Annotated in this window: 20 protein-coding genes; 1 reads left to right on the top strand and 19 read right to left on the bottom strand. The window is 66.3% G+C overall.

All coding sequences use genetic code 11. The features are described from left to right. Nucleotides 1-20: 20 nt before the first annotated feature. The 17 genes from JI745_RS10450 to gspG all read right to left on the bottom strand — a co-directional run bounded on the left by JI745_RS10450 (nucleotide 21) and on the right by gspG (nucleotide 19,088). On the bottom strand, nucleotides 21-452 hold the full coding sequence (locus JI745_RS10450; protein WP_201805969.1) for a globin family protein: 432 nt from the start codon (nucleotides 450-452) through the stop codon (nucleotides 21-23). A gap of 186 nt (nucleotides 453-638) precedes the next feature. Continuing rightward, a complete protein-coding gene (locus JI745_RS10445) occupies nucleotides 639-1,622 on the bottom strand; it encodes a sel1 repeat family protein (RefSeq protein WP_201805967.1) in 984 nt (327 codons plus the stop codon). Between the two features lie 144 nt (nucleotides 1,623-1,766). Continuing rightward, nucleotides 1,767-2,510, bottom strand: coding sequence for a phospholipase D-like domain-containing protein (locus tag JI745_RS10440; RefSeq protein WP_201805966.1), 744 nt, complete (start codon nucleotides 2,508-2,510; stop codon nucleotides 1,767-1,769). Next, on the bottom strand, nucleotides 2,440-3,801 hold the full coding sequence (locus JI745_RS26760) for a hypothetical protein (protein ID WP_201805964.1): 1,362 nt from the start codon (nucleotides 3,799-3,801) through the stop codon (nucleotides 2,440-2,442). Before JI745_RS26760 ends, JI745_RS10440 begins: the two co-directional genes overlap by 71 nt. A gap of 36 nt (nucleotides 3,802-3,837) precedes the next feature. After that, nucleotides 3,838-7,149, bottom strand: a complete 3,312-nt coding sequence (locus JI745_RS10430) for a type VI secretion system Vgr family protein (RefSeq protein ID WP_236674958.1) — start codon at nucleotides 7,147-7,149, stop codon at nucleotides 3,838-3,840. A 126-nt stretch (nucleotides 7,150-7,275) separates the two neighbouring features. Continuing rightward, nucleotides 7,276-8,277 carry an AAA family ATPase gene (locus JI745_RS10425; protein ID WP_201805962.1) on the bottom strand — a complete coding sequence of 334 codons (1,002 nt, stop codon included), beginning with the start codon at nucleotides 8,275-8,277 and terminating at the stop codon, nucleotides 7,276-7,278. 215 nt (nucleotides 8,278-8,492) lie between these two features. Continuing rightward, a complete protein-coding gene (gene gspF / locus JI745_RS10420; RefSeq protein WP_201805960.1) occupies nucleotides 8,493-9,707 on the bottom strand; it encodes a type II secretion system inner membrane protein GspF in 1,215 nt (404 codons plus the stop codon). Nucleotides 9,708-9,713: 6 nt separating this feature from the next. Continuing rightward, nucleotides 9,714-11,135: a type II secretion system ATPase GspE gene (gene gspE, locus JI745_RS10415; protein WP_201805958.1), complete on the bottom strand. Its 1,422-nt coding sequence runs from the start codon at nucleotides 11,133-11,135 to the stop codon at nucleotides 9,714-9,716. An 18-nt stretch (nucleotides 11,136-11,153) separates the two neighbouring features. Next, the gene (gene gspD, locus JI745_RS10410; RefSeq protein WP_201805956.1) at nucleotides 11,154-13,436 is read right to left on the bottom strand and encodes a type II secretion system secretin GspD; all 2,283 of its coding nucleotides are present in this window, start codon (nucleotides 13,434-13,436) and stop codon (nucleotides 11,154-11,156) included. Nucleotides 13,437-13,438: 2 nt separating this feature from the next. Then, nucleotides 13,439-14,335 (bottom strand): type II secretion system protein N, encoded by an 897-nt coding sequence (gspN, locus tag JI745_RS10405; protein WP_201805954.1) that lies wholly within the window; start codon nucleotides 14,333-14,335, stop codon nucleotides 13,439-13,441. After that, nucleotides 14,335-14,850, bottom strand: a complete 516-nt coding sequence (gene gspM, locus JI745_RS10400; protein WP_310738567.1) for a type II secretion system protein GspM — start codon at nucleotides 14,848-14,850, stop codon at nucleotides 14,335-14,337. The genes gspN and gspM overlap by 1 nt, the downstream gene beginning before the upstream one ends. After that, nucleotides 14,847-16,103, bottom strand: a complete 1,257-nt coding sequence (gene gspL, locus JI745_RS10395; RefSeq protein WP_201805950.1) for a type II secretion system protein GspL — start codon at nucleotides 16,101-16,103, stop codon at nucleotides 14,847-14,849. Before gspL ends, gspM begins: the two co-directional genes overlap by 4 nt. Before the next feature lie 101 nt (nucleotides 16,104-16,204). Continuing rightward, nucleotides 16,205-17,161 (bottom strand): type II secretion system minor pseudopilin GspK, encoded by a 957-nt coding sequence (gene gspK, locus JI745_RS10390; RefSeq protein WP_201805949.1) that lies wholly within the window; start codon nucleotides 17,159-17,161, stop codon nucleotides 16,205-16,207. A gap of 5 nt (nucleotides 17,162-17,166) precedes the next feature. Next, nucleotides 17,167-17,820, bottom strand: coding sequence for a prepilin-type N-terminal cleavage/methylation domain-containing protein (locus JI745_RS10385; RefSeq protein WP_201805948.1), 654 nt, complete (start codon nucleotides 17,818-17,820; stop codon nucleotides 17,167-17,169). A gap of 2 nt (nucleotides 17,821-17,822) precedes the next feature. Then, nucleotides 17,823-18,185 (bottom strand): type II secretion system minor pseudopilin GspI, encoded by a 363-nt coding sequence (gspI, locus tag JI745_RS10380; RefSeq protein WP_201805946.1) that lies wholly within the window; start codon nucleotides 18,183-18,185, stop codon nucleotides 17,823-17,825. Beyond that, nucleotides 18,182-18,634 carry a prepilin-type N-terminal cleavage/methylation domain-containing protein gene (locus JI745_RS10375; protein ID WP_310738566.1) on the bottom strand — a complete coding sequence of 151 codons (453 nt, stop codon included), beginning with the start codon at nucleotides 18,632-18,634 and terminating at the stop codon, nucleotides 18,182-18,184. Before JI745_RS10375 ends, gspI begins: the two co-directional genes overlap by 4 nt. Before the next feature lie 13 nt (nucleotides 18,635-18,647). Beyond that, nucleotides 18,648-19,088, bottom strand: coding sequence for a type II secretion system major pseudopilin GspG (gene gspG / locus JI745_RS10370; protein WP_201805944.1), 441 nt, complete (start codon nucleotides 19,086-19,088; stop codon nucleotides 18,648-18,650). Nucleotides 19,089-19,307: 219 nt separating this feature from the next. Here gspG and JI745_RS10365 point away from each other — a divergent pair, with 219 nt between their 5' ends. Beyond that, a complete protein-coding gene (locus JI745_RS10365; RefSeq protein ID WP_201805942.1) occupies nucleotides 19,308-19,772 on the top strand; it encodes a hypothetical protein in 465 nt (154 codons plus the stop codon). Between the two features lie 4 nt (nucleotides 19,773-19,776). On the opposite strand, the gene JI745_RS10360 is transcribed toward JI745_RS10365, so the two are convergent. Then, on the bottom strand, nucleotides 19,777-20,841 hold the full coding sequence (locus tag JI745_RS10360) for a nicotinate-nucleotide--dimethylbenzimidazole phosphoribosyltransferase (protein ID WP_201805940.1): 1,065 nt from the start codon (nucleotides 20,839-20,841) through the stop codon (nucleotides 19,777-19,779). Between the two features lie 58 nt (nucleotides 20,842-20,899). Further along, nucleotides 20,900-22,471, bottom strand: coding sequence for a threonine ammonia-lyase, biosynthetic (ilvA, locus tag JI745_RS10355; RefSeq protein WP_201805938.1), 1,572 nt, complete (start codon nucleotides 22,469-22,471; stop codon nucleotides 20,900-20,902). Nucleotides 22,472-22,492: the final 21 nt, after the last annotated feature.

The raw sequence follows: 22,492 nt of genomic DNA, 5'->3' as shown, positions 1-22,492 counted from the left end.
GGCCGCCCCCCTTCACTCGCTCAAGCGGCCTGCTGTGCCGGCGTCGTGCTGCGCGCCGCGTCGATCATGGTTTCGCTGACAACGCCATACAGCGCCACCCAGGCCGCGTGCACGTCCTCGGTATAGGCCTCACCGAGGCCTTGCTTGAGCGTCTTGAGCAGGGCCGCACCGACCGTCGCGTAGTGCTCGTCGCGCACACCGTAGTTGACGTGGCGCGTGCCCAGCTTGCGCAGCGCCGGCAGAAGCGAATCGGGCTCTTCGAGCAGCTCGACCGCGGCCGCAATCATGTTCATCAGCCGATCCCCCTGCTGGGCCATGTTGCCTTGGAACAAGCGACGCAGGCTCGGGTCGGCGGCGAAGAGGTTGTCGTAGAACAGCGCAGCGGCTTGCGGGGCAATGGGTACGACGAGGGCGAAGCTGCGGCGGACGTGGCCGATTTGGGCGGGGGTCATGAGGTCTCCTTTAGCGATGGACTGAGAAGTCACATCGTGGATGCCCCTGGATTCAAGGCTGTTTCACTGAAGACCAAGTTTGTTTCGTTGGTTGGACGAGTCTCCTGCGCCGACCCCCGGTCCACTTGCCTACTCATCCAAACCAAGTCGAAGCGCCATCTAGCAAAAGTCGTTAACGTGACTCCGTCATTTGCCTTGGGGCTGTGGTCTTCCGGTCTTGGTGTCTAGGCCCTTTGCTCGAGCCATCGCTGCGATTCGCTCTTCACCGGGCAAAGTAGGTGGCACGTTGGCTTTGTGTGCTTCGAGCCATTGGAACTTGCCGTCCCAGGCCGGTAGCTTGGCCGGCGGCAGTGGGACGATGTCGTCAACCTCGGGCACCTTGGGGTCGCGGTATTCGTATTTGGAGAGGAACGAACCAATGACCTCGTACCGGCGAGCCCGTTCTGGGTCGGCCCGCGTTTGGCCAAGATAAAAGCCAACTTGAGGATTGGTAATTGTGAAGCCGTCTTCCAATCTGCTGGCCGACTGTGCGTTTCCCGCCTTGACGCCTAGCTGGTACGCTTTCATCGCTTCCAGAGGATTGCTTTCATAGATGTAAACACCGAGGTCCAGTGCTGCTTCGCCATGGCCTTGTTCCGCCGCGCACTTGTACATCTGCAAGCCAATGTTTACGACCTCTGGTGAGTGCGCTCTCGCATCCGTTAACTTGTCCGCAATCAGGTATTGGGCGTACGGACTGCCCAAGTCTGCTGCCTTTCTGTAGTAGCGGATGGCCAATTCGGCGTCGGCCACGACGCCATAGCCTTCCATCAAGTACTGCCCCATGTCGTAGTAGCCGCCTGGTATGCCCCGGGCGATGAGATCCTCGACCAGATCAACACTTTCCTTGATGGGATTGGGACTTTGCGCGTGCCCTCGCTTGAGCATGTCGCGCAGTGCCAGATTGGCCTTGTCGTGACCATAGGCGGTGGAGATACGCAGTAGGCGCTCGATTGGTGGGAAAGCGGCGGGGTCTTCCTTGAGCAGATTCGCTTGGCGCAGCCAGCGCGCGTGCTGGTAGAGCTGTTCGGCTTCCGGGTCGCGCGTGGGGATGTGCTCTTTTTCGTGCGAGCAGGTAAAGGTCATGTCGGGCTTCAATGCAACCAGGTTGGGTGCGGTCGGGACGGTCATTCGTTGATCCTTGTCGAGCAAGTGACGTCGCACGGCCAGGCCAGTTGCTCCGGCCACAAACAGTCCAAGCGCTAAGGCGCTGATTAGCCATACCCGTCTTCGGCGCGAACTCGGGGGTGGGGCGGGCATGAAAAACTTTAGTACTTAGTCCAAGTCCTTGCGGCTTGGGTCCAAGCGCAGGAAGGCATCAAGCGGGGCAATCGGCGGACGCCCCGTTTTTTGCTGCTTTTGGTTCTCCTTCATGATCTTGTCCCAAGCTTTGTGAGCCTTTTCCATTGGCATGTCTGCAATGCGTTGGCCGCCATAGTTTTGGGTGTGCATATCCCATAGGGTTTGCCGCGCTGGCTTGGACACTTCGGGGCGGTCGTGCAGGATGTTGAGCTCACTGTCGCTCTCCATGCTGCGGGTATTGATGTTCGCGCTGCCTAAGGTCATGAACGTGTCATCGATGATCATGAGCTTGGCGTGGATGTAGGTTTCCACCCAGGCGGCACCCTTGGCGGTGTCAGGTGCTACCACACGACAGATCAAAGTCTTGAGTCCAGGTGTGTCGATCTCTTTGGCCGAGATGGTTTGTGTAGTCCACTCGTCCAACGATTGTTGGGCTGCGGCTCGCCGCTCCTCCGCAGATTGCAGGCGCGTGTTGACACTCTCATAGCGTTTGGTGATGGCTTGTGCGCTTCCTGGCGAGCCAGCAAGCAAACGAACCTCGTTGTCGATTCCGTTGCGTTCCCCCAATAGCCTCTTGATGGTGGCTTCTTCTTCATCGACCACCGCTTGTCTCTGCTTGTACTGATCGAGCTGGGAACGCGGGAGTTCACCGCGCTCGATCCGAGCGTCTCGGGTGGCTGCAGGCAGCGCACCGCCGTGACCAAGGCTCTCGAGCATGCGCTGGGTGTTTAGGGCGCCTGACCCCCATGCCATCTTCGGATGTATTGGTTATCACGAAGAGGTACAGGTTGCCGTGCTCTTCAGGGGATCTCCCCCAACTTGCCATTGCTTTTGCATGACTCTTTATGCGTTCGGCAAACGGGGGCCATCGGAAGTACTGGTTCTCTATATAGATGCACTGAGTGGCGTTGCCTATGGCTTGAAGGTAGGCATCGCGAATGTGCCTAGCTTGAGGTCTGGCCTGAATCTGCGTGCGCACGATCTGCGCTGTCAACGACACGTCAGCACCTCGAGGCTTTTGCTGGTACTTGACGCTGGTGCGTGGATGCATCCGACCAGGGCCGGGTGTCTCGTCCACGCTCTTGTTCCAGGCGGCTTGGAAGTTGTCGTAGAGGTCCGACAGTATTGGGCCGGTGACTCGAGACGAAAAATCTTGACGAGGGAGAGGAGCGCTGGCACCTGCGTTGGGGGCGAAAGGCCGACCTTTCATGCTGTGGGCATTGGTGTCCCAGTACCAGTCCAGCATGTTGTGTCCCATCACGAATCCGATCGCATCGGTTGCGCTCTCGTGATCAACCAGAACCATTTTCTGGTGTTGAGAGGCGGCGGCGGCCATCATTGTTCGAGTGGTCTTGGAAATGTCCTGATCGAGATACCCATAGCTCGCGATCGTTGCCCGATCAGGCGCGCTGTAGTCCCGTCCCATGAACTCGAGGTTGGCTGTGGACTTGTCGTTCGTAAGGTCGCGGTAGACACCGCGAACTTTGCGTTGCAGCTTGTGGTCGGTCTGAGCGTCGTACTGCTCGAACCAGCGCTTGTTGTATTCGAACTGTTGATCGGTCATGCCTCCGAGTTTGTCTTTGTAGGCGACGTCTCGGCGTCCTGGTGTATTGGGCTCACCAACGAACCCGGTTACGCCGACGCTGGTTTGAGTGAATGGGTTCACGGAGAAGTCGTAGGACCAGCAAAGGACTCTGACCTTGACGCCTGCCCGCGCTTTTCGCTCAAGAAGTTCTCCGATGCAAGGACTCTTGCCATCGCGGATGAAGAACATGCTGGGTTGGAATCCCCAGCAGATGATGCACACGGATTGCTTGGCAGAAGCAATCGCTTCGTGAACAGCTCGGAATGCTTCCTCGCCATTTATCAATAGCCCGAAGGTGGCTGCCTTTCGCGAGTATTCTCCGTGGCTCAGAAACCAAGGCGGTGTCATCTGAGCGCTCATTGCACCGTTTCGAGGGACGGCGATGGTGACGGGCTTGAGCGTTTGGGACTGAAGGACAGACAAGGGAAACCTCTGCAGAGCTGGAGCGGCGGCTCAGGGTCAGGAGCGGGTCAATCCTCTGAGAGCGTCTGCATAGGCTGTTCGAGAAGCCGTCGAGCGGCTTTTCTCGTCACCTTTGTAGATCCCTTGGTTTGCCAAAGGGCCCTCGATGCTGTTTCGATAGGAGTCGACCACTGGAATTTCGTATTTCATGCCATTCGCCAGTTCGACTTGATAGGTCTGAATAGCGGGTGAATGTTGAATATCGAGATGGCCGGTCTCATCCAGCACACCTTGTTTGACTATCGCGCCGTTGGCATGCAGGCGGTATGGCATGCCGACCCATGCGTCGTTCGCGCCCATTGGCGCATTGAAGAAACTCAGTCGCATGGGCACCACGAAAGTCGCTTGCGGAAACGCCGGCATGTTCGGGTTGATCGACTCACCGCCGACGAAACTCTTGCTTGCCGCCCTGACCGTGATCTTTCCGGGGCATTGAACAGTGATGCCGTCGGAGCCGATCACGATCTGCGCCCCCCCCGCCGTCGTCAACGTGACCTTCTTCGCCGCAGCCCAATCGATGTGCGCATTGGCGCTCTGCACGTTTACGAGGTTCTTCGCCGCCACCTCCGCCTGATCCGCCTGGGCCTGCAGCTGCACCGGCCCCTTGCCCGCGATCATCGTGAGCCCCGTGCCCTTGGCACCTTGCCCCGCTTTCACCGCGCCGGCCAGCACCCCGATGCTCTGCCCGGTGTGCAGCCGGAGCTGTTGCCCGCTCGCGAGCTGCAGGTCCTGCCCGGCTTGCCAGCTGATGGCTTCGCCGCTGGCGAGCTGGATGTCTTGACCGGCCACCGTTGCCATGCCCGCCTTGGCGGTGATGGCGACGATGGGGTCGGTGGTGTGCGGCACCTTGCCGTTGCTCGCCTGCGTGCTCTTCTTGCTGGCGTCGGCGATGGCGGCATCGAGCGATGCGTGGCTCACCATGCCGCTCGCGGACTGGTGCAGCGCCTTCATCGGCGCGAGCTTGTCGGAGAGGTTGCTCTGGCCGGCCTTCAGCGTGCCGATGGCGCTCGCAAGAGCCGTTGTCTGATGGGTCTTGGCGGCATTGCTGAAGCTGTCGGCGAGCGTTGCGGCCTGCTTCAGGAGCGCCATGCCGGCGGCGTTGTCGCCGGCGGGGTCGGCCTCGCGGGTACCGAATGTCGTGATCAGCAAGCCGTTGGTGGCGCGCACGGCGCCATACGCGTCGGTCCTCAGTTCGAAGCCTCGGCCGCGGTAGTGGCCGCGGTGGTTGTCGGCCTGGTGGATCAGGTGACCGAGGTTGAGCTGGGTGGCGTGCTGCGTGGTGGCGAGTTGCACGCGCAGCTCGCCGGGCGTGTCGTCGAAGACCAGCTGGTTGAAGCCCTCTCCGCCGAACTCCTTGCTCTTGAAGCCGCTGAGCGCAGCGGTGTTGTTCTGCGCGGCGGCGTCTTGGCCGGCCGGGCCGGGGGCGCCGCCGTGCCACGCCGGGCTGTGGCCGCCCGAGCCACCGCCGACGAGGTTGCCCTGGGCGCTCGGGCCGTGGTTGTGGCTGGCCTTGTAGGCGCTGGTGTCGGCTTCTGCGGCCGCGCCGCCCGGTGTCGGCGGCAGGCCGGCTTCGCCGCGGCCGTTGTACAGGCTGCCGAGCACGATGGGTCGCTCGATGTCGCCCTCGATGAAGTCGAGCAGCACTTCCTGGCCAATGCGCGGGATGTGTTGCCACCCCATGCCGGCGCCGGCCCAGCGCTGCGCCACGCGTACCCAGCAGCTGCTGCGGTTGTCAGGTCTCGCGTCCGCGCCCGGGGCAGACTGCCAGTGGAACTGCACCCGGATGCGGCCGAGCGCATCGGTGTAGAGCTCGTCGGCGCCGTTCGGGCTGGTGATGCCGCCGGGCCCGACCACGATGGCGGTCTGGGCGCCGAGCGCGGTGCGCGTGGTGGGCGGCAGGGGGCGCCACGGGATGAGGCGGCGCAGGGCTTCGAAGCGGTTGGCGTAGCCAAGCTCGGCGGCCTTGAGACTCAGGGCGGGGTCGTGCTCCAGGGTCTCGAGCAATGCATGCGTTGCCGAGTTGGAGGGCTCGCCATCGAGTTCGGCAAAAGGATCGGATGCCGGCTGCTGCATCAGCCGGTCGCTCAGTTCCTTGGGCAGGTTGTTGACGCCCAGGGCATGCACGCTGTGCACACAGAACTCGCGATCGGCGGCGCTTTGCAGCTCCGAGAGCGCATCCAGCGTGCTCTGCGTGAGGCCGAAGTGCTCGCCGGCGCGCAGGCTGCGCACGGTGCTGCGGCCGAGCCAGGTCTTGTGGCGTGCTTCGTGGGCCTGCTGGCGGCAGGTGGCGCGGTGCTGCAGCTGGGCGCTGCTGCAGGTGCCGGTGTCGGCGGTGGCGCCGATGGGCTCGTACTGCTGCAGCCACGGCGCCATGTCGCGTAACGACTCGCTGGTGTAGTCGTAGGCGGTGGGGGACTCGGCGGCGATCGCGCGCTTGGCCTGGTAGTCCCACTGCAGCACGGCACTCGCGGCCGGCGTGAGCTGGCGCCACCCGCCGAAGCTCTGGATGGCGTCTTGCTCTTCGGCGGCCGAGCCGCGGTGGAAGCGGATGCCGGCACCCCCGAGCGCGCTGCGCGAGGTGGTGTTCTCGGGCCAGCGGGCGCTGTCGGCGAAGAAGACGATGCGGTGGCCGCTTGGTGCGTCGTCGGCTTCTTCCACGCGCCAGCCGAGGCCTTCTTCGGCCAGCAGGCGCTGCAGGAAGGCGAGGTCGCTCTCGCGGTATTGCACGCAGTAGGAGCGCACGCCGGCGTTGGGGCCCTGGGCGATGAATGCGGCGAGGTCTTCGGTGTTGCCCTCGGCATCGGTCTCGCCCCACCGCCAGGCGGCGTGGGCCTTGTAGGCGTCGGCGCCCAGCACGTCGTCGAGGATCTGGATGATGGTCTTGTCTTGCCAGACGCGGCTGTTGCGTGTGTGGCCAAGCAGGGCGAGCCACGGCTGGATCAGCAACTGGTGGCGCACGAGGCCACCGTCGGCGCCCGCATCACGGGCCTCGAAGACGAGGCCGCTGCGGCGGTGGCGGCTGCCATCGGCCAGGGTGCTCAGCAGGGTGATGCGCTGGCCGAGCAGCGCTTGCAGCGGGGTGCGGTTGTGCACGCACAGGGTGTGCAGCTGCAGCTGGAAGGGCTCGCTGATGGTGTCGACCACGCTGAAGCGCTCGACCATCAGGTCACTGACCGGGCCTGCACCTTCGAGGTTGTAGAGGCGTTGTGCGCTGGTCCAGCTTGCGAGCAGTGAGCTCAGTGCGCTGTCGAGCCCACTGAGCATGTTGCCCACGGCGCCCTGCATGGCGTCGCTGAGTCGGTCTCGCATTCTTGTGTCTTCCCTGTGCCGATTCGAGCGGGAATTTTGCAGCGCCAGCCTCCCTGCGGCGCGCGGCACACAAAGCGTTACAGCCCCCTGGAAGGGGGATGGGAACGCGACCCCTCAAGGCAGGGGTTACTGCACGAAACCGATGCTCGATTTCTTGAAGCCAGCCTCGGGCAGATCGGTCACGTCGACACGATCCCGGCGTGCGAGCTTGGCATTGCCGAAGGCGGTCATCCAGGCGCGGCGCATTTCGCGCGGCGCCATCTCGCTCATGCGGTCGAGCACGTCGTGGCCGGGCTCGGGCGCGAAGCGGCTGCCCCAGTCGTGGTCGGCACGGATGCTGCGGTACAGCTTGGCGGCGATGTGGCGGGCCGCGTCGCGATCGGGGGCTTGCACCTCGTAGACGTTCATCCGGTTGAGGATGGGCTCGGGGATGCTGCGCCCGTCGTTGGCGGTGGCGACCCAGATCACCTGGCTTGCATCGATGGGCACTTCGGCAAATTCGTCGGTAAAGCTTCCCGCGGTGTCGTGCTCCAGCAGGCTGTAGAGCGCACCCAGTGGGTCGTAGGCGTGCTCACCGCCGGCCTTGTCGATCTCGTCGACGACGAGCACGGGGTTGGCGTATTGGCCGTCGACCAGCGTCTCGAAGACTTTCCCGGGCCGCGCGCCCTTCCATTGGCTCGACGCCCCCGAGAGCACCCAGCCCGCGGTGAGCGAGCTCATCGAGATGAAACCCATGCCGGTGCCGAGCAGCTTGGAAAGTTCTCGCGCGAAATGCGTCTTGCCGACGCCCGGCGGGCCCAGCAGCAGCACCGGGGTGATCTCCAGCGCGTCACGGCTGTCTTCGCACAGCGCGATCTGGCGCTTCACGTCGTCGAGCACGTCGGCAAAGTTGGGCAGGTCGTCGTAGAGGTGGTCCATCGCCGGGATGCCCGACGGCTTGACCTGGAAGCGCTCGGGGCCCTTTTCCAGCATGCGCTCGTAGGTGGAGCGCAGGTGCTCATGCTCCTTCTCGGGCAACTTGTCGAGCTTGCGCCCGACTTCGTCGACCTGATAGAGACTGCGCATGCGGGCGATGGGAATGCTGCTCCCACGCGCCGACACCGTGACCAGATCCTTGGATGCGCTCATACGACCTCCAGAAAACGCAAACCGTCGATTCATTGAAGCAAACCCCGACCAGGCGTATCCATCAATGACAACCCGAATCCCTGCGCATTTCTTCGCAAGCAGCGTGCCAACGCGCCGGCAAGGCCCGGCGACATCAAGCCACGCCCGAGGATCCGGCTCCGCCGGTCCTCCAGGCGGCGCCCCTCGGGGGCAGGAGCGAGAGCGACTGGGGGGCCTTACTTGACCCAGGTGTTGAGCTGGATGATCGGCATGAGCACGGCAAGCACGATCAGCATCACCACGGCGCCCATCACGACAATGAGCAGCGGCTCGAGGATGGTGGCCATTGCAAGCGCGCGGCGCTGCACTTCGGTGCTCGTCTGCGTGGCGGCGCGCTCCAGCATGCGGGGCAGCTGGCCGGTCTGCTCGCCCAGACGGGCGAACATTGCGATGATCCCAGGGAAGCGCTTCTTGCCGGCCAGTGCCGACGCCAGCGGCGCGCCTTCGCGCACCTGCACCAGGGCGTCCATCGCATCGGCGCGCATCGCGCGGTTCGACAGCGTTTCGGCCGCAGCCTGCAGGGCCTTCAGGATCGGCACACCGGCGCCGGCCAGCATGGCCAGCGTGCCGGAGAAACGCGCTGCGTTGTAGCCGCGTGCGAGCTTGCCGATGAGCGGCACGGTGAGCATCGACGCGTCGAACTGCTCGCGGAAGACTTCGTTGCGCAACATCAGCTTCAGGCCGATGCCGCCACCGATCAGCGCGAGCAGCATGAACCAGCCGTAGTTGCGCACGAACGCGCTGATGGCCAGCATGGCCACCGTGAGGGCGGGCAACGCTCGCTTGGAATTGGTGAACACCGAGGCCACCTGCGGCACCACATAGGTGACGAGGAAGATCACGATCACCACTGCGATCAGCGACACGATCGCCGGGTAGAGGGTGGCGCCGATCAGCTTGGCCTTGAGCTGTTGGCGACCTTCCAGGTCGTCGGCCAGTTTTTCGAGCACAGTGCCGAGCGCGCCGCTCTGCTCGCCAGCGGCCACCACACCGCGGTACACCTCGTCGAACTCGCGCGGCATGCTGCCGAGCGCGCGCGCGAAAGGAGAGCCGCCGTTGACCTCGCTACGCAGGTGGGCCACGAGCTCACGCTGGCGCGGGTCTTCCGCTTCGTCGCTCAACGCAGTGAGCGCGCGTTCCAGCGGCAGGCCCGCGCCGACGAGGCCGGCGAGCTGGCGCGTCCAGACCGCCAGGCTGGTCGAGCTGAAGACCTTGCGCGAGAAATTGAAGCCCTTGGTCTGCGTGCCGGCCGATGCGACCTGGGTCACGTCGAGCGGCACCAGTGCCTGCGCCCGCAGCTGCGAACGGGCGGCCTTGAGGTTGTCGGCCTCGACCAGGCCGGTCGTGGTCTTGCCGGCCGCGTTGAGCGCTTCGAACTTGTACGCAGGCACCGGACCTTACTCCCGCGTGACCCGCATCACTTCTTCGGGCGAGGTGATGCCTTCCATCACCAGACGCTCTCCGTCTTCGCGCATCGAGCGCATGCCGTTGGCTTCGGCCGCCACGAAGATCTGCGATTCCGCGGCGCGGCCGTGGATCAGCGCACGCACTTTCTCATCGGCCACCATCAGTTCATACACACCGGTGCGGCCCTTGTAGCCGCTCTGACCGCATTCCGGGCACCCCACCGGGTGCCAGCGGCCGCGGGCGTCCTGCTTCTTGCAATGCGGGCACAGCTTGCGCACCAGGCGCTGGGCCAGCACGCCCAGCAGCGACGACGACAGCAGGAAGGGCTCGATGCCCATGTCGGTGAGACGGGTCACCGCGCTGGGTGCGTCGTTGGTGTGCAGCGTGGCCAGCACCAAGTGGCCGGTGAGCGAGGCCTGCACCGCGATCTGGGCGGTCTCGAAGTCGCGGATCTCACCGATCATGATCACGTCCGGGTCCTGGCGCAGCAGGGCGCGCAGGGCCTTGGCGAAGGTGAGGTCGATCTTGGCGTTGACCTGGGTCTGGCCGATGCCGGCGAGTTCGTATTCGACCGGGTCTTCCACCGTCAGCACGTTGGTCGTGCTGGTGTCGATGCGGCCGAGCGATGCGTACAGCGTGGTCGTCTTGCCCGAGCCGGTGGGGCCGGTCACGAGCACGATGCCGTGCGGCTGCTGCACCAGCTTGTCGAAGTTCTTGAGCGTGTCGCCGCCCATGCCCAGGCCTTCGAGGGTGAACTTGGTCTCGCCCTTGTCGAGCAGGCGCAGCACTGCACGCTCGCCGTGCGACGAAGGCAGCGTCGACACCCGCACGTCGACCGCTCGGCCGCCGATGCGAAGCGAGATGCGGCCGTCCTGCGGCAGGCGCTTCTCGGAGATGTCGAGCTCGGCCATGATTTTCAGGCGCGAGATCAGCGCGGCGTGCAAGGCCTTGTTGGGCTGCACCACCTCGCGCAGCGTGCCGTCGACACGGAAGCGCACCGACGAGCTGCGCTCGTAGGGCTCGATGTGGATGTCGCTCGCGCCGTCTTTCGCGGCCTGCGTGAGCAGGGCGTTGAGCATGCGGATGATGGGCGCGTCGTTGGCGGCCTCGAGCAGGTCTTCCACGGCGGGCAGGTCCTGCATCATGCGGCTGAGGTCGACCTTGCTTTCGACTTCGCCGATCACCGTGGCCGCGCTCGACTCGCCACCGGCGTAGGCGGCGGCGATGCGGTTGCCGAGCGTGCTGGCCGACTCGCGTTCGAGCTTGTCGATCGCGTACAGGCGCAGCACTTCGCTCAGCGCAGGCAGCGAGACCGTTTCGGGAGCCCACAGCACCAGCTGCTCGCCGTCGTCTTCGAGCAGCAGGTTGTGGGCCTTGGCGTAGGCGTAGGGAAGGGGATGGCGGGCGCCCATGGCGTGTGTCTCCGCCGTTCAGTTGGTGCGTGCGCCGCCCGAAGGGGCAGACGCGCCGGCCGGCGGCGAGACCAGCGGCACCGGCACCGGCTGGGGCGGCGTGGCGGCGGGCGGCGGCGTGCGGGTGCCCGACTCGCGCTGGCGGCGCGACTGTTCGCTCTCGAGTTGCGAGCGCAGCGGCGGCACCACCGGCGCGTCGTTCGGCAGCACGAGGCTGCGCGCCGGCTGCGAGTCTTTCTGCGTGGCGCGGATCAGGTCGTAGCGGTCGAGCGAGAAGTTGTTGACCGAGGGGCCGTCGCGCATGACGACCGGCCGCAGGAACACCATCAGGTTGGTGCGGCGCTTCTCACGGGTCTCGCTGCGGAAGAGGGCGCCGATCAGCGGGATGTCGCCAAGCAGCGGCACCTTGTTCTTCGTCTCCTCGAAGCGGTCTTCGATCAGGCCGCCGAGCACGATGATCTGGCCGTCGTCGACGACCACGTTCGATTCGATCGAGCGCTTGTTGGTGGTCGGGCCGGCGTTGGTGGTGCCGGGGGCGACGTCGCGGCTGAGGCTCGACGACTCCTGGTAGATCGTCATGCGCACCGTGCCGGTCTCGCCGATCTGGGGCTTGATGCGCAGCGTGATGCCGACGTCCTTGCGCTCCACCGTCTGGAAGGGGTTGGTGGTCGCCGTGCCGGTGTTGGTGAACTGGCCGGTGATGAAGGGCACGTTGCTGCCGACGATGATCTTGGCTTCTTCGTTGTCGAGCGTGATCAGGTTCGGCGTGGAGACGATGTTGGTGTTGGTCTGGCTCTGCAGGAAGCGCGCGATGGCGGCCAGGCCGTAGGTGCCCGCGAAGTCCTTGATGATGCCGATGTTGAGGCCTTCGCCCAGCAGCGTGGCGCTGGCGCTCGTGACCGTGCCGCCGGCGAGCGCTGCGGTGATGCCCAGCAGGTTGCCGGTGGTGCCGAAATTCGTGCCACCGACCACGCCGACCTTGTCGCCTTCCTTGCCGGAAAGGCCCTGCCACTGGAAGCCGAAGTCGGCGGCGTTGTTGCCGACCACCTCGACGATCATGCTTTCGATGTAGACCTGCGCACGGCGCGAGTCGAGCTGGTCGATCACGGCACGCAGCTGGCGGTACACCGGCTCGGGCGCGGTGATGATGAGCGAGTTGGTGGCCGGGTCGGCCTGGATCATGCCGCCGGTCGACGGGGCGGCCGCCGGGTTGATGGGGCTCGCGGCCGCGGCGCTCTGGCCACCGGCTGTGTTGCCAGCCGCCTGCCCGCCGATGCCGACGTTGGCCGGGGACTGCGGCGCTGTGGCCACGCCGCCACCGCCACCCCCAAGGCCACCCGCGCCGCCCGTCTGCGTGCTGCCGGCGGTGTAGGCCGCGCGCAGCACGGTGGCGAGGCGGGTCGCATCGGCGTTCTTCAGATAGACGACGTAGATGTTGCCCATCGGGTTGTCGCCCGTGGTCGGCCGGTCGAGCTTCTCGACGATGGCCTTGATGCTGGCCATGCGTGCGGGCGTGGAGGCGCGCACGATCAGCGCGTTGCTGCGCGGGTCGACCATCACCGACGAGGTGGCGGCACCGATGCCGGGCACGCCCGGGGCACCGGTGGTGGCGCTGCCATCGCTCAGGCGCTGCACCATCGTGGCCACGTCGGCCGCGACGGCGTGCTTGAGCGAGATGATCTCCACGTCGCCGGCGCTCGGCGTGTCCATCGCCGCGATGATCTTGGCGATGCGAGCGAGGTTGTCGGCGTAGTCGGTGATGACGAGGGTGTTGTTGCCCGGGTTGGCGTTGATGGTGTTGTTGGGGCTGATCAGCGGGCGAAGCACCGGCACGAGGTTGTTGGCGTTCTCGTGGCTCAGTTTGAAGATCTGGGTGAGCACCTGGTCACCCTGCCGCGCCACTGCACCGACCGAGACGGTGCTCGACTGCAGCTTCGCATCGGCCTCGGGCACCACCTTGAAGAGACCGCCCGACTCGACCACCGTGAAGCCCAGGCCGCGCAGCGCGGCGAGGTAGTTGAGGTAGGCCTCGCGCGGCGACAGCGGCTCTTCGCTGTAGAGCGTGATCGTGCCCTTCACGCGCGGGTCGACGACGAACTGTTGCTTGAGGATCGCCCCCATCGCACGCGACACGCCCTCGATCTCGGCGTTCACGAAGTTGAGCGTGACCGGTTCGCCCTTGAAGCGCGTATCGCGGGCCTGCGCGTAGGCCAGCGGCGGGAGCATCGCCGTGCCGAGCAGCACGGCGGCAAGTGCTGCGGCGAGCGGGCGCAGCGACTTGTGGAGGGGTGCATTTTTCATGCTTATCCGATCGAAATGACAGACACGGCGCCGTTGCGCCGGCCGATGATGTTGAGCAGGTTGTTCAGCGCGGATTCATCGGCTTCGGTGGCGGCGCGCGCTTCGCCGCGGAAGCGCACGCCGTTCGGGCCGGCGGTGCCTTCTCCATTGAGCTGCAGGGCGCCTTCGAGCGTGGACAGGCGCAGCTGCGACGAGCCGGCGGTGCCGGTCAGGCTGAAGCGGTAGCTGCCCAGCGGCTCGAGCGTCGACACGCGCGACGAGGCCTGCAGCATGTCGATCTCGGCCTGGCCGTCGACGATCCAGCGGCCCTGCACCAGCTCGAGCTTGAGGCCCGAGGACATGAGCCGCAGGGAGCCGCCGAGCTGCAGGGTGTTCCACGGTGTTCCCAGGCCGCCAAGGAAGGCGCCTGGCCACTGGCCGATCCAGTCGGGCTTGGGGGCCAGGGTGACGGTCATGCGGCCGAGGCCGGGTTTGAGGTGCACGCTCACGGTGTCGTTGAGGCAACAGGCGTGCCGCGCGCGCAGCTCGAAGCCGAGGCCCTTGAGCCGCAGCGTCCATTCCAGGCGGCCGGGCAGCGAGCTGGCGTCGCGGCTACCCGGGCCGCCGGTGAGCACGGCGATCGCGCTGCCGGACCAGACCGTGCCGCGTGCTTCGGAGAGCAGCACCCGCTGGCCGGTGGCGCTGGCCACGGCACTGGCGAGCCAAGCCGCCGGGGCGAACAGCACGATGCCAAAGAACACACCCAGCAAGGCGCCGATCACTGCCCAGCGTGTGGCGGCGCTGCGCGATTTTTCCCAGGCGATTTCGGCGTACGAGGATTCCTGCCAGTGCGTCGGCACCGCGCTCGACGCAAAACGGCGGCGAAAGCCGCGGCGGGCGGGCTTGCGGATGGTGGCCATCAGCTGGCTCCTCCCAGGCTCACCACGAGCGTGCCGGTGTATCCCTGCGGCCCACGTGTGAGCTGCGCTTCGATGGGGCGGGCGCGTGCGCCGCTGCGCGCTTCGGTCAGCCAGGCGCGCAGGACTTCGCCGTTGACGCCGGTGAGCGTGAGCGTGGCACGGTCCCCCATCACGGTGAGACGGCCTTTCTCGCCGAGGCGTTCGGTGGCGGACTTGAGCGCTTGCGCCGCCGCCGTGGCAGGCACCGGCGCCGTGCCGCGCAGTTCGCGGGCTTCGGTGGCCATGCGCTGCATGGCCTGGAGCTGCACGTCGAGTGCGTCGATCTGGGCAGGTGCTTCGCGCAAGGTGCGCAGGGCGGGGTTGACGCCCACCATCCACACGAGGGCAATGGCGACGGCGACGCCCGCCAGCGTGAGGCCGAGGCGCTCGCGCGGAGGGAGCGCGGCCCATTTCTGCAGGGCCTCGGTGCGCAGGGCTGCCAGCGGGGCGGGGAGTTTGATGGCGGAGCGGGTCACAGCGGTCGTCCTGTGGGAGCGCCGGCGGCTGCGCGGCTGAGGATGACGAGGCCGTCTCGCGATTCGACTTGCCAGCCGCGGGGCCTCAATTGGTTGCTGAACTGTTCGATCTGGTTCGGGTTCCAGCCGGCGGCAGACAGCGTGAGGCGGCCGGGCTCATAGCGGAGGTTGTCGACCGGCGGGCGGTCACCGGGCCACGCGTTGGCGGCGGCCTGGAGCATGGGCTCGAGATCGGTTTCGCCGGGGATGCCTGCGGCTGCACGCAAGGTGTCGGTCTCGCGGCGCATCTGGACGGGGGCGTCGAGCACCCCGGAGCCGACCTGCGGGTGGGTCTGTTTCAGGAGCGCAACCATCGCGTCGCGCTTGGCTTTGACCGTGCGGCTCTGGTGCCCGGCCCAGAGGTTGAGTCCGATGAGCTGCACGATGACGAGGGTGGCCAGGCCGTAGCGGGCCGGCTTCCAGGCTGGGGTGAGGAATTGGCGCCACAGGTCGCGCAGCGCGCGCGTGCCGCGGTTCTTGCGGGCGAGGCTGAACTGGCGCAGGTTCCACAGCGAGCGTGAGGCCTGCAGCGCTCGCTGGGGCCAATCCATCACCGTCATCGGCACGCCGAGCCAGCGTTCGGCGGCGGCGGCGGTGGCCGGCGTGGCGCTCCAGCGAGCCCCTTCCGGCAACGGGTTGGGCAGCAGCGAACGCGCCAGCGTGCCTTGCAGGTTCATTTGCACCACGCCGTCGGGGTGGGCCCAGGTGAGCGTGGCGCCTTGCGACGGGTCGCCCAACTCGGCGAAATGGCCCGAAGGCGGCTCGTCGGGCCACGACATCGGCACCACGCGGTCTATGAAGATGTTGGCCTTTTCCAGGGTGGCCAGCTCGGCAGTGAGCCAGGCGCGGTCGACCACCGCCACCCAGGTGGGTTCACCAGCGGTGGCACCCGGGGCCACGGCGATGTGCACGGTGGCAGCTTCTTCCAGCAAGGCATCTTCCAGCACGCCTACCAGCGCCGCGGGCAGGCGGGCTGCCGGCGCCTTGGGCAGGGTGATGCGGTGCCAGCTCACATCGGCATCGGCCAGCACGGCGACGGCGCTCGCCGCCTTGGGCACCAGGGCCAGTGGCGCACGGCCCTGCGCAGACGAGGCCAGGCCATCGGGGCTCACCACGTAGGCGTATTCGGTGCTCAGGCTGCTTTCCTGCGCAGGCGCAGGCTCACGCGCCTGCAGGCGCGGGCGCGGAGGGATCTGGACGACGAGCGTGCTCATACAGGGTGCGAGGGTAACGGAAATAGAAATGCACGACCGTACAAACCTACCCGAATCAACAGCTTGCGACGCTTTGTTGTAGTGATTCCTGCAACTGCCATTCAGCGCTCGCGATCGGTGGAGTTGATGCGTTCGGTGCTGATCACCGTGATGGTCCGCTGGTTGCGTTCGACGAGGGAGCGCTGCTCCAGCACACGGTCGTTCAGGCGCAAGCGGCCGCGTACTTCGAAGTAGCGGGTGGCGATGTCGACCTTGCCCATCCGCTCAGAGGCCCGGCCGAGAAAAGTGGTGAGGTCTTGCGATTTCTTGAACGGCGTGCGTTGCCGGTACTGGACCAGGCGTTCCGCGTCGCCGATGTTCATGTCGGGAATGACGGCGGCAATCACCTCGCGCGACGCGGTGTTGACGTTGATCGGCGTTTCGGTGGGCAGGAGCACGACGTAAGGCTCGAGCCGCTGCAGGGCCTGGGCATCGACGCCGAGCCAGGTGAGCTGCGAGATGCGCTTGGGCTGGAGCGGCGGGTTAGCGACGGCGGTGGTGGAGCCGGGCGGCGTGTAGGCCATCTTCATGCCGTTGGCGAGGAGGTCGGCCACGTTGACGGCGATGTTCACGTTCTCGCAAAGGCGTCGCAGGGCATTGAGGTCGTCCTTCGAGACTTCGAACTTGGCGTCGATCAGGTTGCGCAGGTTGAATCGCGCCTGCGCATCGGAGATCGAGCCTGACAGGAATGCCTCGGGTCCGTCGTCGGCCGCGTTGTTGTCCTTGTCGGCGGCGAGGAAGGTGGAGAGCCGCGCTTCGGCCAGGGGCACGGCCCAGGGTTCGCCGAGGTGGTCGACCTGGCCGGCCGAGGGGCGGGCGTCCTCCTTGAGGATGAGGCCGGCCCAGTCGAGCGCGCCGGAGAGGATCCACGCCGACTGCGCGCGTGCGCGCTCGGCGGTTTCGACCTGCACCGCGCGCCATTGCTGCCACACCATCGAGACCGCCAGTGTGGCCACCAGCGTCACGATGATCATGGCCAGCAGCAAGGCGGCGCCGCGCTGCGGGCGAAGGGGTGCCATGCGCGTCATTGCGGGCCGAGCGCGATGTCGCGCGTGATGTTGCCGGAGAAGCCGCTGCCATCGGCGAAGGTCAGCACGACGCGCAAGGCTTTCAACGGATCGGTCGGGGTGGGAGCCGATGCCCCGCCGGCGGGCGGGTTGGCCGCGCCGCCGCTGTTGCCCGCGCTCGACTGGCAATTGCTCCAGGCGTTTTCGCGGAAGCAGTAGGCCTGCCATTCGGAGATGCCGGTGATCGTGCGCAGCTGGCCCGGTTCGTTGCCGAGGAACTGCTGGCTGGTCATCCACTGGTCCTGAAGGGCCTGGGTGGTGGTGACGGGGTTGCCGGTCCAGCGCAACCAGGTGCCGCCGCGCAGTGACCACACCACCAGCTGCAGGCCGGTGTCGGTGCGGCGGGTGAGGCGAAGCGAGATGCCGTCGAAGGCGGGCATCGGCTGCGGCAGCGCGCCGCTGTCCTGCATGGATTCCAGGTCTTGCTGGAATTGCGCCAGCACGGTGTTGAGCTTGAGCAGCTGCTCCATGCGGCCCTGGCTGGCGCTACGGGTGGTGGTGATGCCGTCGACGCCTTGCCATGCCATGACGGCCAGGATCGCCATGATGAACATGGCGACCAGCACTTCCACCAGCGTGAAGCCGGCATGTCGGAGGCGCACGCGGGCCATCTTCAACGCCCCAGCACGGTGGAGATGGTCAGCACCGGCTGGCCCGCTTCGGTGAAGATTTGCGCATCGGCCCGCAGGAAGTTCGGGTTCGGCGTGCGCTTCGAGATCAGCTTGCCCTTGTAGACAGCGCCCATCTGCTCGCACTGGAACTCGAACTCGGTGGGCACCTGGAAAAAGCGGGTCAGCTTGAGTTCGGTGAGCTGGTTCTCCGCGCACCACTGCGCCGCGGTGACCTCGACGATGCGCTGCGAGTTGTCGGCCAACGCGCCAGCGGCCTTGATGCCGGCACCGAGCGTGATCGCGACGATCGCCAGCGCGACCATGACCTCGATCAGCGTGAATCCCTTGTCGCCGCGGTGCTTCATGGTTTGGCGGTGCTGTCGTTGTCGGCCACCGCGAACGGGCCGAGGCCATCGGTGGCGAGCGCCAGGCGCTGGTCTTCCAGTCTGAGCACGATGCGTTGCGGCGGTATGAAGGGCTCGGGGCCGAGCGTGATGGCCGTGGCACCGACGATCTCGGCCGAGACACCGCTGCCGAGCCAGTGCTCGGGGTACTCGGCGGGGTTGGTCAGGCCCTTGAACTTGAAGCCGTCGGCCTGCGCTTCGTTGCGCGGCTCCCACTTCACCGGGATCCCCGAGGCACGCGACTCGGCCCGTGCCGATTCGAGCAGGGCCGCCAGTCGGGCGGCTTCGTTTTCGAGCTGGGTGCTGGCCGGGTCCCGCAGCGACAGGCTGATGAGGCCGGCGGCGATGGCGATCAGGCTGATCACCACCATCAGTTCGATCAGGGTGAAGCCGCGCGCGCGGCCGGTCACCCCGATGCAGGCTTTACTGCCAGGAGCCGATCTCGGCGTCCTTGCCTTCGCCGCCGACCTGGCCATCGGCACCAAAGCTGTAGACATCGATCTCGCCTTTCACGCCGGGGTTGGCGTACTGGTACGGACGACCCCAGGGATCGTTCTGGAGCTTGGGAAGGTAGGGCCGCCAGTTCGGCGGGACGGCACCAGCCGTGGGCTTGGTGACGAGCGCCTGCAGGCCTTGTTCGCTGGAAGGGTAGCGCTGGTTGTCGAGCTTGTAGAGCTTGAGCGCCTGCATGATGTTGCCCACGTCGGTGCGGGCGGCGGTCACGCGTGCGTCGTCGGCACGGTCGAGCACGTTCGGTGCGATGAGGGCCGCCAGCACGCCGATGATCACGAGCACCACCATCAGTTCGATGAGGGTGAAGCCGCGAGCTCGGCGTGGTGTCTGTGACGAAGCAGGAGAGTTCATGTCTTGCACGGATGGCTTGCAAACGGGGCGTTGAATCATAATCGTCCGATGATGGCGCGATTGTCAGCTTTCGTGATCTGGGCTTTGGTGGCTGCGGCCCTCGTGTTCTGGGGCATGCGCCTCGTGGTGAGGGCCGACCCCGTGCCGCTGAATGCCGCCGTCGTTGGTGAAAGTACCAGTGCGAGAGGTGACCTCTCGCGTCTCTTTGGTGCTGAACCGGTGGCACAAGTTGCAGCCGCTCCGGCGATGAGCTCGCGCTTCCGGTTGCTCGGCGTGATGGCGGCCAAGGCCGCGCCCGAAGGCATGACGCCCGGTGTCGCGCTGATCTCCATCGATGGCAAGCCCGCGCGGGCCTTCACGGCTGGCGCACGCATCGAAGATCAACTGGTGCTGCAGAACGTGAGCCTGCGCACCGCCTCGATCGGCGTGGAGAAAGGCCCTGCATCCTTCGTGCTGGAACTGCCGGCGTTGCCACCCCCGGCAACGGGCACCTTGCCTCGCGCAATGATGGATTCGCCAGGCGCAGCGCCCGCACCCGGAGCCCCGGCTCCGGCCCCGCTCGGGCCACCGATCGCTGTGCCGGGCTATCCCGTGCCCGGCGCCCAGGCGCCTGCTCCAGCGCCCGCGCCTGCACCTGCGACGCCGCGGCCGGCGCCTGCACGCGGGCCCAACAACGCTCGCTGAGTCTTCAGAGTTTGCCGGGCGCCGAGTTCGGCATGTCGGCGGGCTGCGATGGCCCGGCGTCTTCGCCTTCGGCCACTTCAGTCAGCAGCGCCGCCGAGCTCAGCACCAGCGGGAAGGACAAGGTCGCGCCGGTGCCGTCGGTGCTTTCCATCCCGAGCTCCAGCAATGCGATCGACTTGAAGAGCCCTAGGGCCACGCTCAATCCGGGGTGGCCATGGCTGCGGGAGAAGACGCAGTAGTCGGTGACGGTCGGAGCGATGCGCGCAGCCACCATCAAGGCGGCGCAAGCCGGCATGCCATCGACCATGATCAGGCGGCGCTTGCTCGAGGCGACAAGCATCACGCCGACCATCATGGCGATCTCGAAACCGCCGTAGGCGGCGAGCACCTCGACCGGGTCGCTCAGGTCGCGGTGGCGCACCTGGGCCGCCTGCAGGACCATCATCAGGCGGGCTTCATCCTCCGGGACCATCGTCGGGGTGACCACGAGGTTGTGGACCGGCTCGTTGGCCAGGGCCGAGAGCACGAGCGCCGCACTTTCATGCGAGCCGACCCCAATGCCCGCGCAAGCGATCAGGTTGCCCACCATGGCATCGGCGATCTCCATGCCGGCGCGGATGGCGGCATGGGCCTGGTCGAGCGTCATGGCCATGTTGACCCGGCAATTGCGCGTGCCGTGGGCGATCTTGCGCGACATCAGCCGCGGGTGAGGCGCCACGGTCTCGGCCACGCCGCAGTCGACGACGTTCAGGTCCATGCCCTGGATGCGCGCAAACACGGCCACCGGCAACTGGGAGGTCAGCAGGCCTTGCACCAGCTTGGCGGTCGAGGCCTGGCTGGACTGTCCGACCCCATCCACCGCGAGTCCGTGGTCAGATGCAAAAAGCGCAATCTGCGGCGCGCGAAAGCGCGGCTTGAGGGAGTTCTGGACCAGGCCGAGGCGGATGGCGAGCGGCTCGAGTTCGCCCAGTTGCCCCATGGTTTCGCTGCGCCGCTTCAGCTTGTCGCGCAGCGCCCGCTCGAGCAGCGGGTTGGCGGTGGGGGCGATGAGCGATCGGCTGACTGGCATGGCGAGGTCGGCTGGAAAGTCGATGCGGCCGGAGGGGTTTTGGTGTGATTGTGAGGCCTCAGCGCAGGAACAGGCGGTAGGCCGGGTTGTCCGTCTCGTCGATCCAGGGATAGCTCAGGCCTTCGAGGAAGTCCTTGAACGCCTTCTTGTCGGTGCGTGGCACCTGGATGCCCACCAGGATGCGGCCATAGTCCGCGCCCTGGTTGCGGTAATGAAAGAGGCTGATGTTCCAGCTCGGGTGCATGCTGGAGAGGAACTGCATCAGCGCGCCGGGGCGTTCGGGGAAGACGAAGCGGTAGAGGCGCTCGTCCCGTGCGAGCTCGCTGCGCCCGCCCACCATGTGTCGCAAGTGCTGCTTGGCCAGCTCGTCGTGCGTGAGATCGACCGTGGCGAAGCCATGCCGCGAGAAGTTCTTCGTGAGCTTTTCCGACTCGCCGCGGTTGCTGGTGGCCAGCCCGACGAACACATGAGCCTGCTTCTCGTGGGAGATGCGGTAGTTGAATTCGGTGACGCTGCGCGGGCCGATCAGCTCGCAGAAGCGCTTGAAGCTGCCGCGCTCTTCGGGGATCGTCACCGCGAACACGGCCTCGCGCTCTTCACCCACCTCGGCCCGCTCCGCGACGAAGCGCAGGCGGTCGAAGTTCATGTTGGCACCGCAGGTGATGGCCACGAGCGTCTTGCCCTTGAGCTTGTGCGTCTCGACGTATTGCTTGATCGCGGCCACGCCCAGCGCGCCGGCGGGCTCGAGGATGCTGCGGGTGTCCTGGAAGACGTCCTTGATGGCCGCGCAGACGGCGTCGGTGTCGACCACGACATAGTCGTCGACCAGGGCTCGGGTCACGCGGAAGGTTTCTTCCCCGACCAGCTTGACCGCGGTGCCGTCAGAGAACAGCCCGACGTCGGACAGCTGCACGCGTTTGCCGGCCTTCACTGAGCGGACCATGGCGTCGGAGTCGGTGGTCTGCACGCCGATGACCTTGATCTCGGGCCGCACCGACTTGATGTAGGCCGCGACGCCGGAAATCAGGCCGCCGCCACCGATGGCCACGAAGACGGCGTCGATGGGCGTCTGCAGCTGGCGCAGGATCTCGACCGCGATCGTGCCCTGGCCGGCGATGACCTCGGGGTCGTCGAAGGGGTGCACGAAGGTGAGGCCTTGTTTGCGCTCGAGCTCGAGCGCATGGAGGTAGGCGTCGGAGTAGCTTTCGCCGTGCAGCACCACTTCGCCGCCGAGCGCGCGGACGGCATCGATCTTGAGCTTCGGCGTGGTCACCGGCATCACGATCAGTGCCTTGCACCCCAGGCGATGGGCGCCGAGGGCCACACCCTGGGCGTGATTGCCGGCGGAGGCACAGATCACGCCGCGCTTCAACTGCGCCGCGGTCAGGCCCGACATCTTGTTGTACGCGCCGCGCAGTTTGAAGCTGAAGACGGGTTGCGTGTCTTCCCGCTTGAGCCAGACGTGATTGCCGAGGCGCCGCGACAGGTTCTTCGCCGGCTCCAGCGGGGACTCGATGGCGACGTCGTAGACACGCGCCGTGAGGATCTTCTGCAGGTAGCCGGCCAGGCCGATGTCGTCCTTCTCCGCCTTGGCTCGGCGTTTGGACGGGGTGCGAACGGGGCCGGTCATGGCTGCTCCTGGAGGTGCGGC

The organism is Piscinibacter sp. HJYY11 (assembly GCF_016735515.1).
Lineage (GTDB): Bacteria > Pseudomonadota > Gammaproteobacteria > Burkholderiales > Burkholderiaceae_C > Rhizobacter.
The sequence above is the reverse complement of the archived record's forward strand: the minus strand, read 5'-3'. Positions and strand labels throughout refer to the sequence as shown.

Coding starts and splice junctions, on each gene's coding strand:
- JI745_RS10450 (WP_201805969.1), bottom strand. CDS start 452: ATGACCCCCGCCCAAATCGGCCACGTCCGCCGCAGCTTCGCCCTCGTC.
- JI745_RS10445 (WP_201805967.1), bottom strand. CDS start 1,622: ATGACCGTCCCGACCGCACCCAACCTGGTTGCATTGAAGCCCGACATG.
- JI745_RS10440 (WP_201805966.1), bottom strand. CDS start 2,510: ATGCTCGAGAGCCTTGGTCACGGCGGTGCGCTGCCTGCAGCCACCCGA.
- JI745_RS10430 (WP_236674958.1), bottom strand. CDS start 7,149: ATGCGAGACCGACTCAGCGACGCCATGCAGGGCGCCGTGGGCAACATG.
- JI745_RS10425 (WP_201805962.1), bottom strand. CDS start 8,277: ATGAGCGCATCCAAGGATCTGGTCACGGTGTCGGCGCGTGGGAGCAGC.
- gspE (WP_201805958.1), bottom strand. CDS start 11,135: ATGGGCGCCCGCCATCCCCTTCCCTACGCCTACGCCAAGGCCCACAAC.
- gspD (WP_201805956.1), bottom strand. CDS start 13,436: ATGAAAAATGCACCCCTCCACAAGTCGCTGCGCCCGCTCGCCGCAGCA.
- gspN (WP_201805954.1), bottom strand. CDS start 14,335: ATGGCCACCATCCGCAAGCCCGCCCGCCGCGGCTTTCGCCGCCGTTTT.
- gspL (WP_201805950.1), bottom strand. CDS start 16,103: ATGAGCACGCTCGTCGTCCAGATCCCTCCGCGCCCGCGCCTGCAGGCG.
- gspK (WP_201805949.1), bottom strand. CDS start 17,161: ATGGCACCCCTTCGCCCGCAGCGCGGCGCCGCCTTGCTGCTGGCCATG.
- JI745_RS10385 (WP_201805948.1), bottom strand. CDS start 17,820: ATGGCCCGCGTGCGCCTCCGACATGCCGGCTTCACGCTGGTGGAAGTG.
- gspI (WP_201805946.1), bottom strand. CDS start 18,185: ATGAAGCACCGCGGCGACAAGGGATTCACGCTGATCGAGGTCATGGTC.
- gspG (WP_201805944.1), bottom strand. CDS start 19,088: ATGAACTCTCCTGCTTCGTCACAGACACCACGCCGAGCTCGCGGCTTC.
- JI745_RS10360 (WP_201805940.1), bottom strand. CDS start 20,841: ATGCCAGTCAGCCGATCGCTCATCGCCCCCACCGCCAACCCGCTGCTC.
- ilvA (WP_201805938.1), bottom strand. CDS start 22,471: ATGACCGGCCCCGTTCGCACCCCGTCCAAACGCCGAGCCAAGGCGGAG.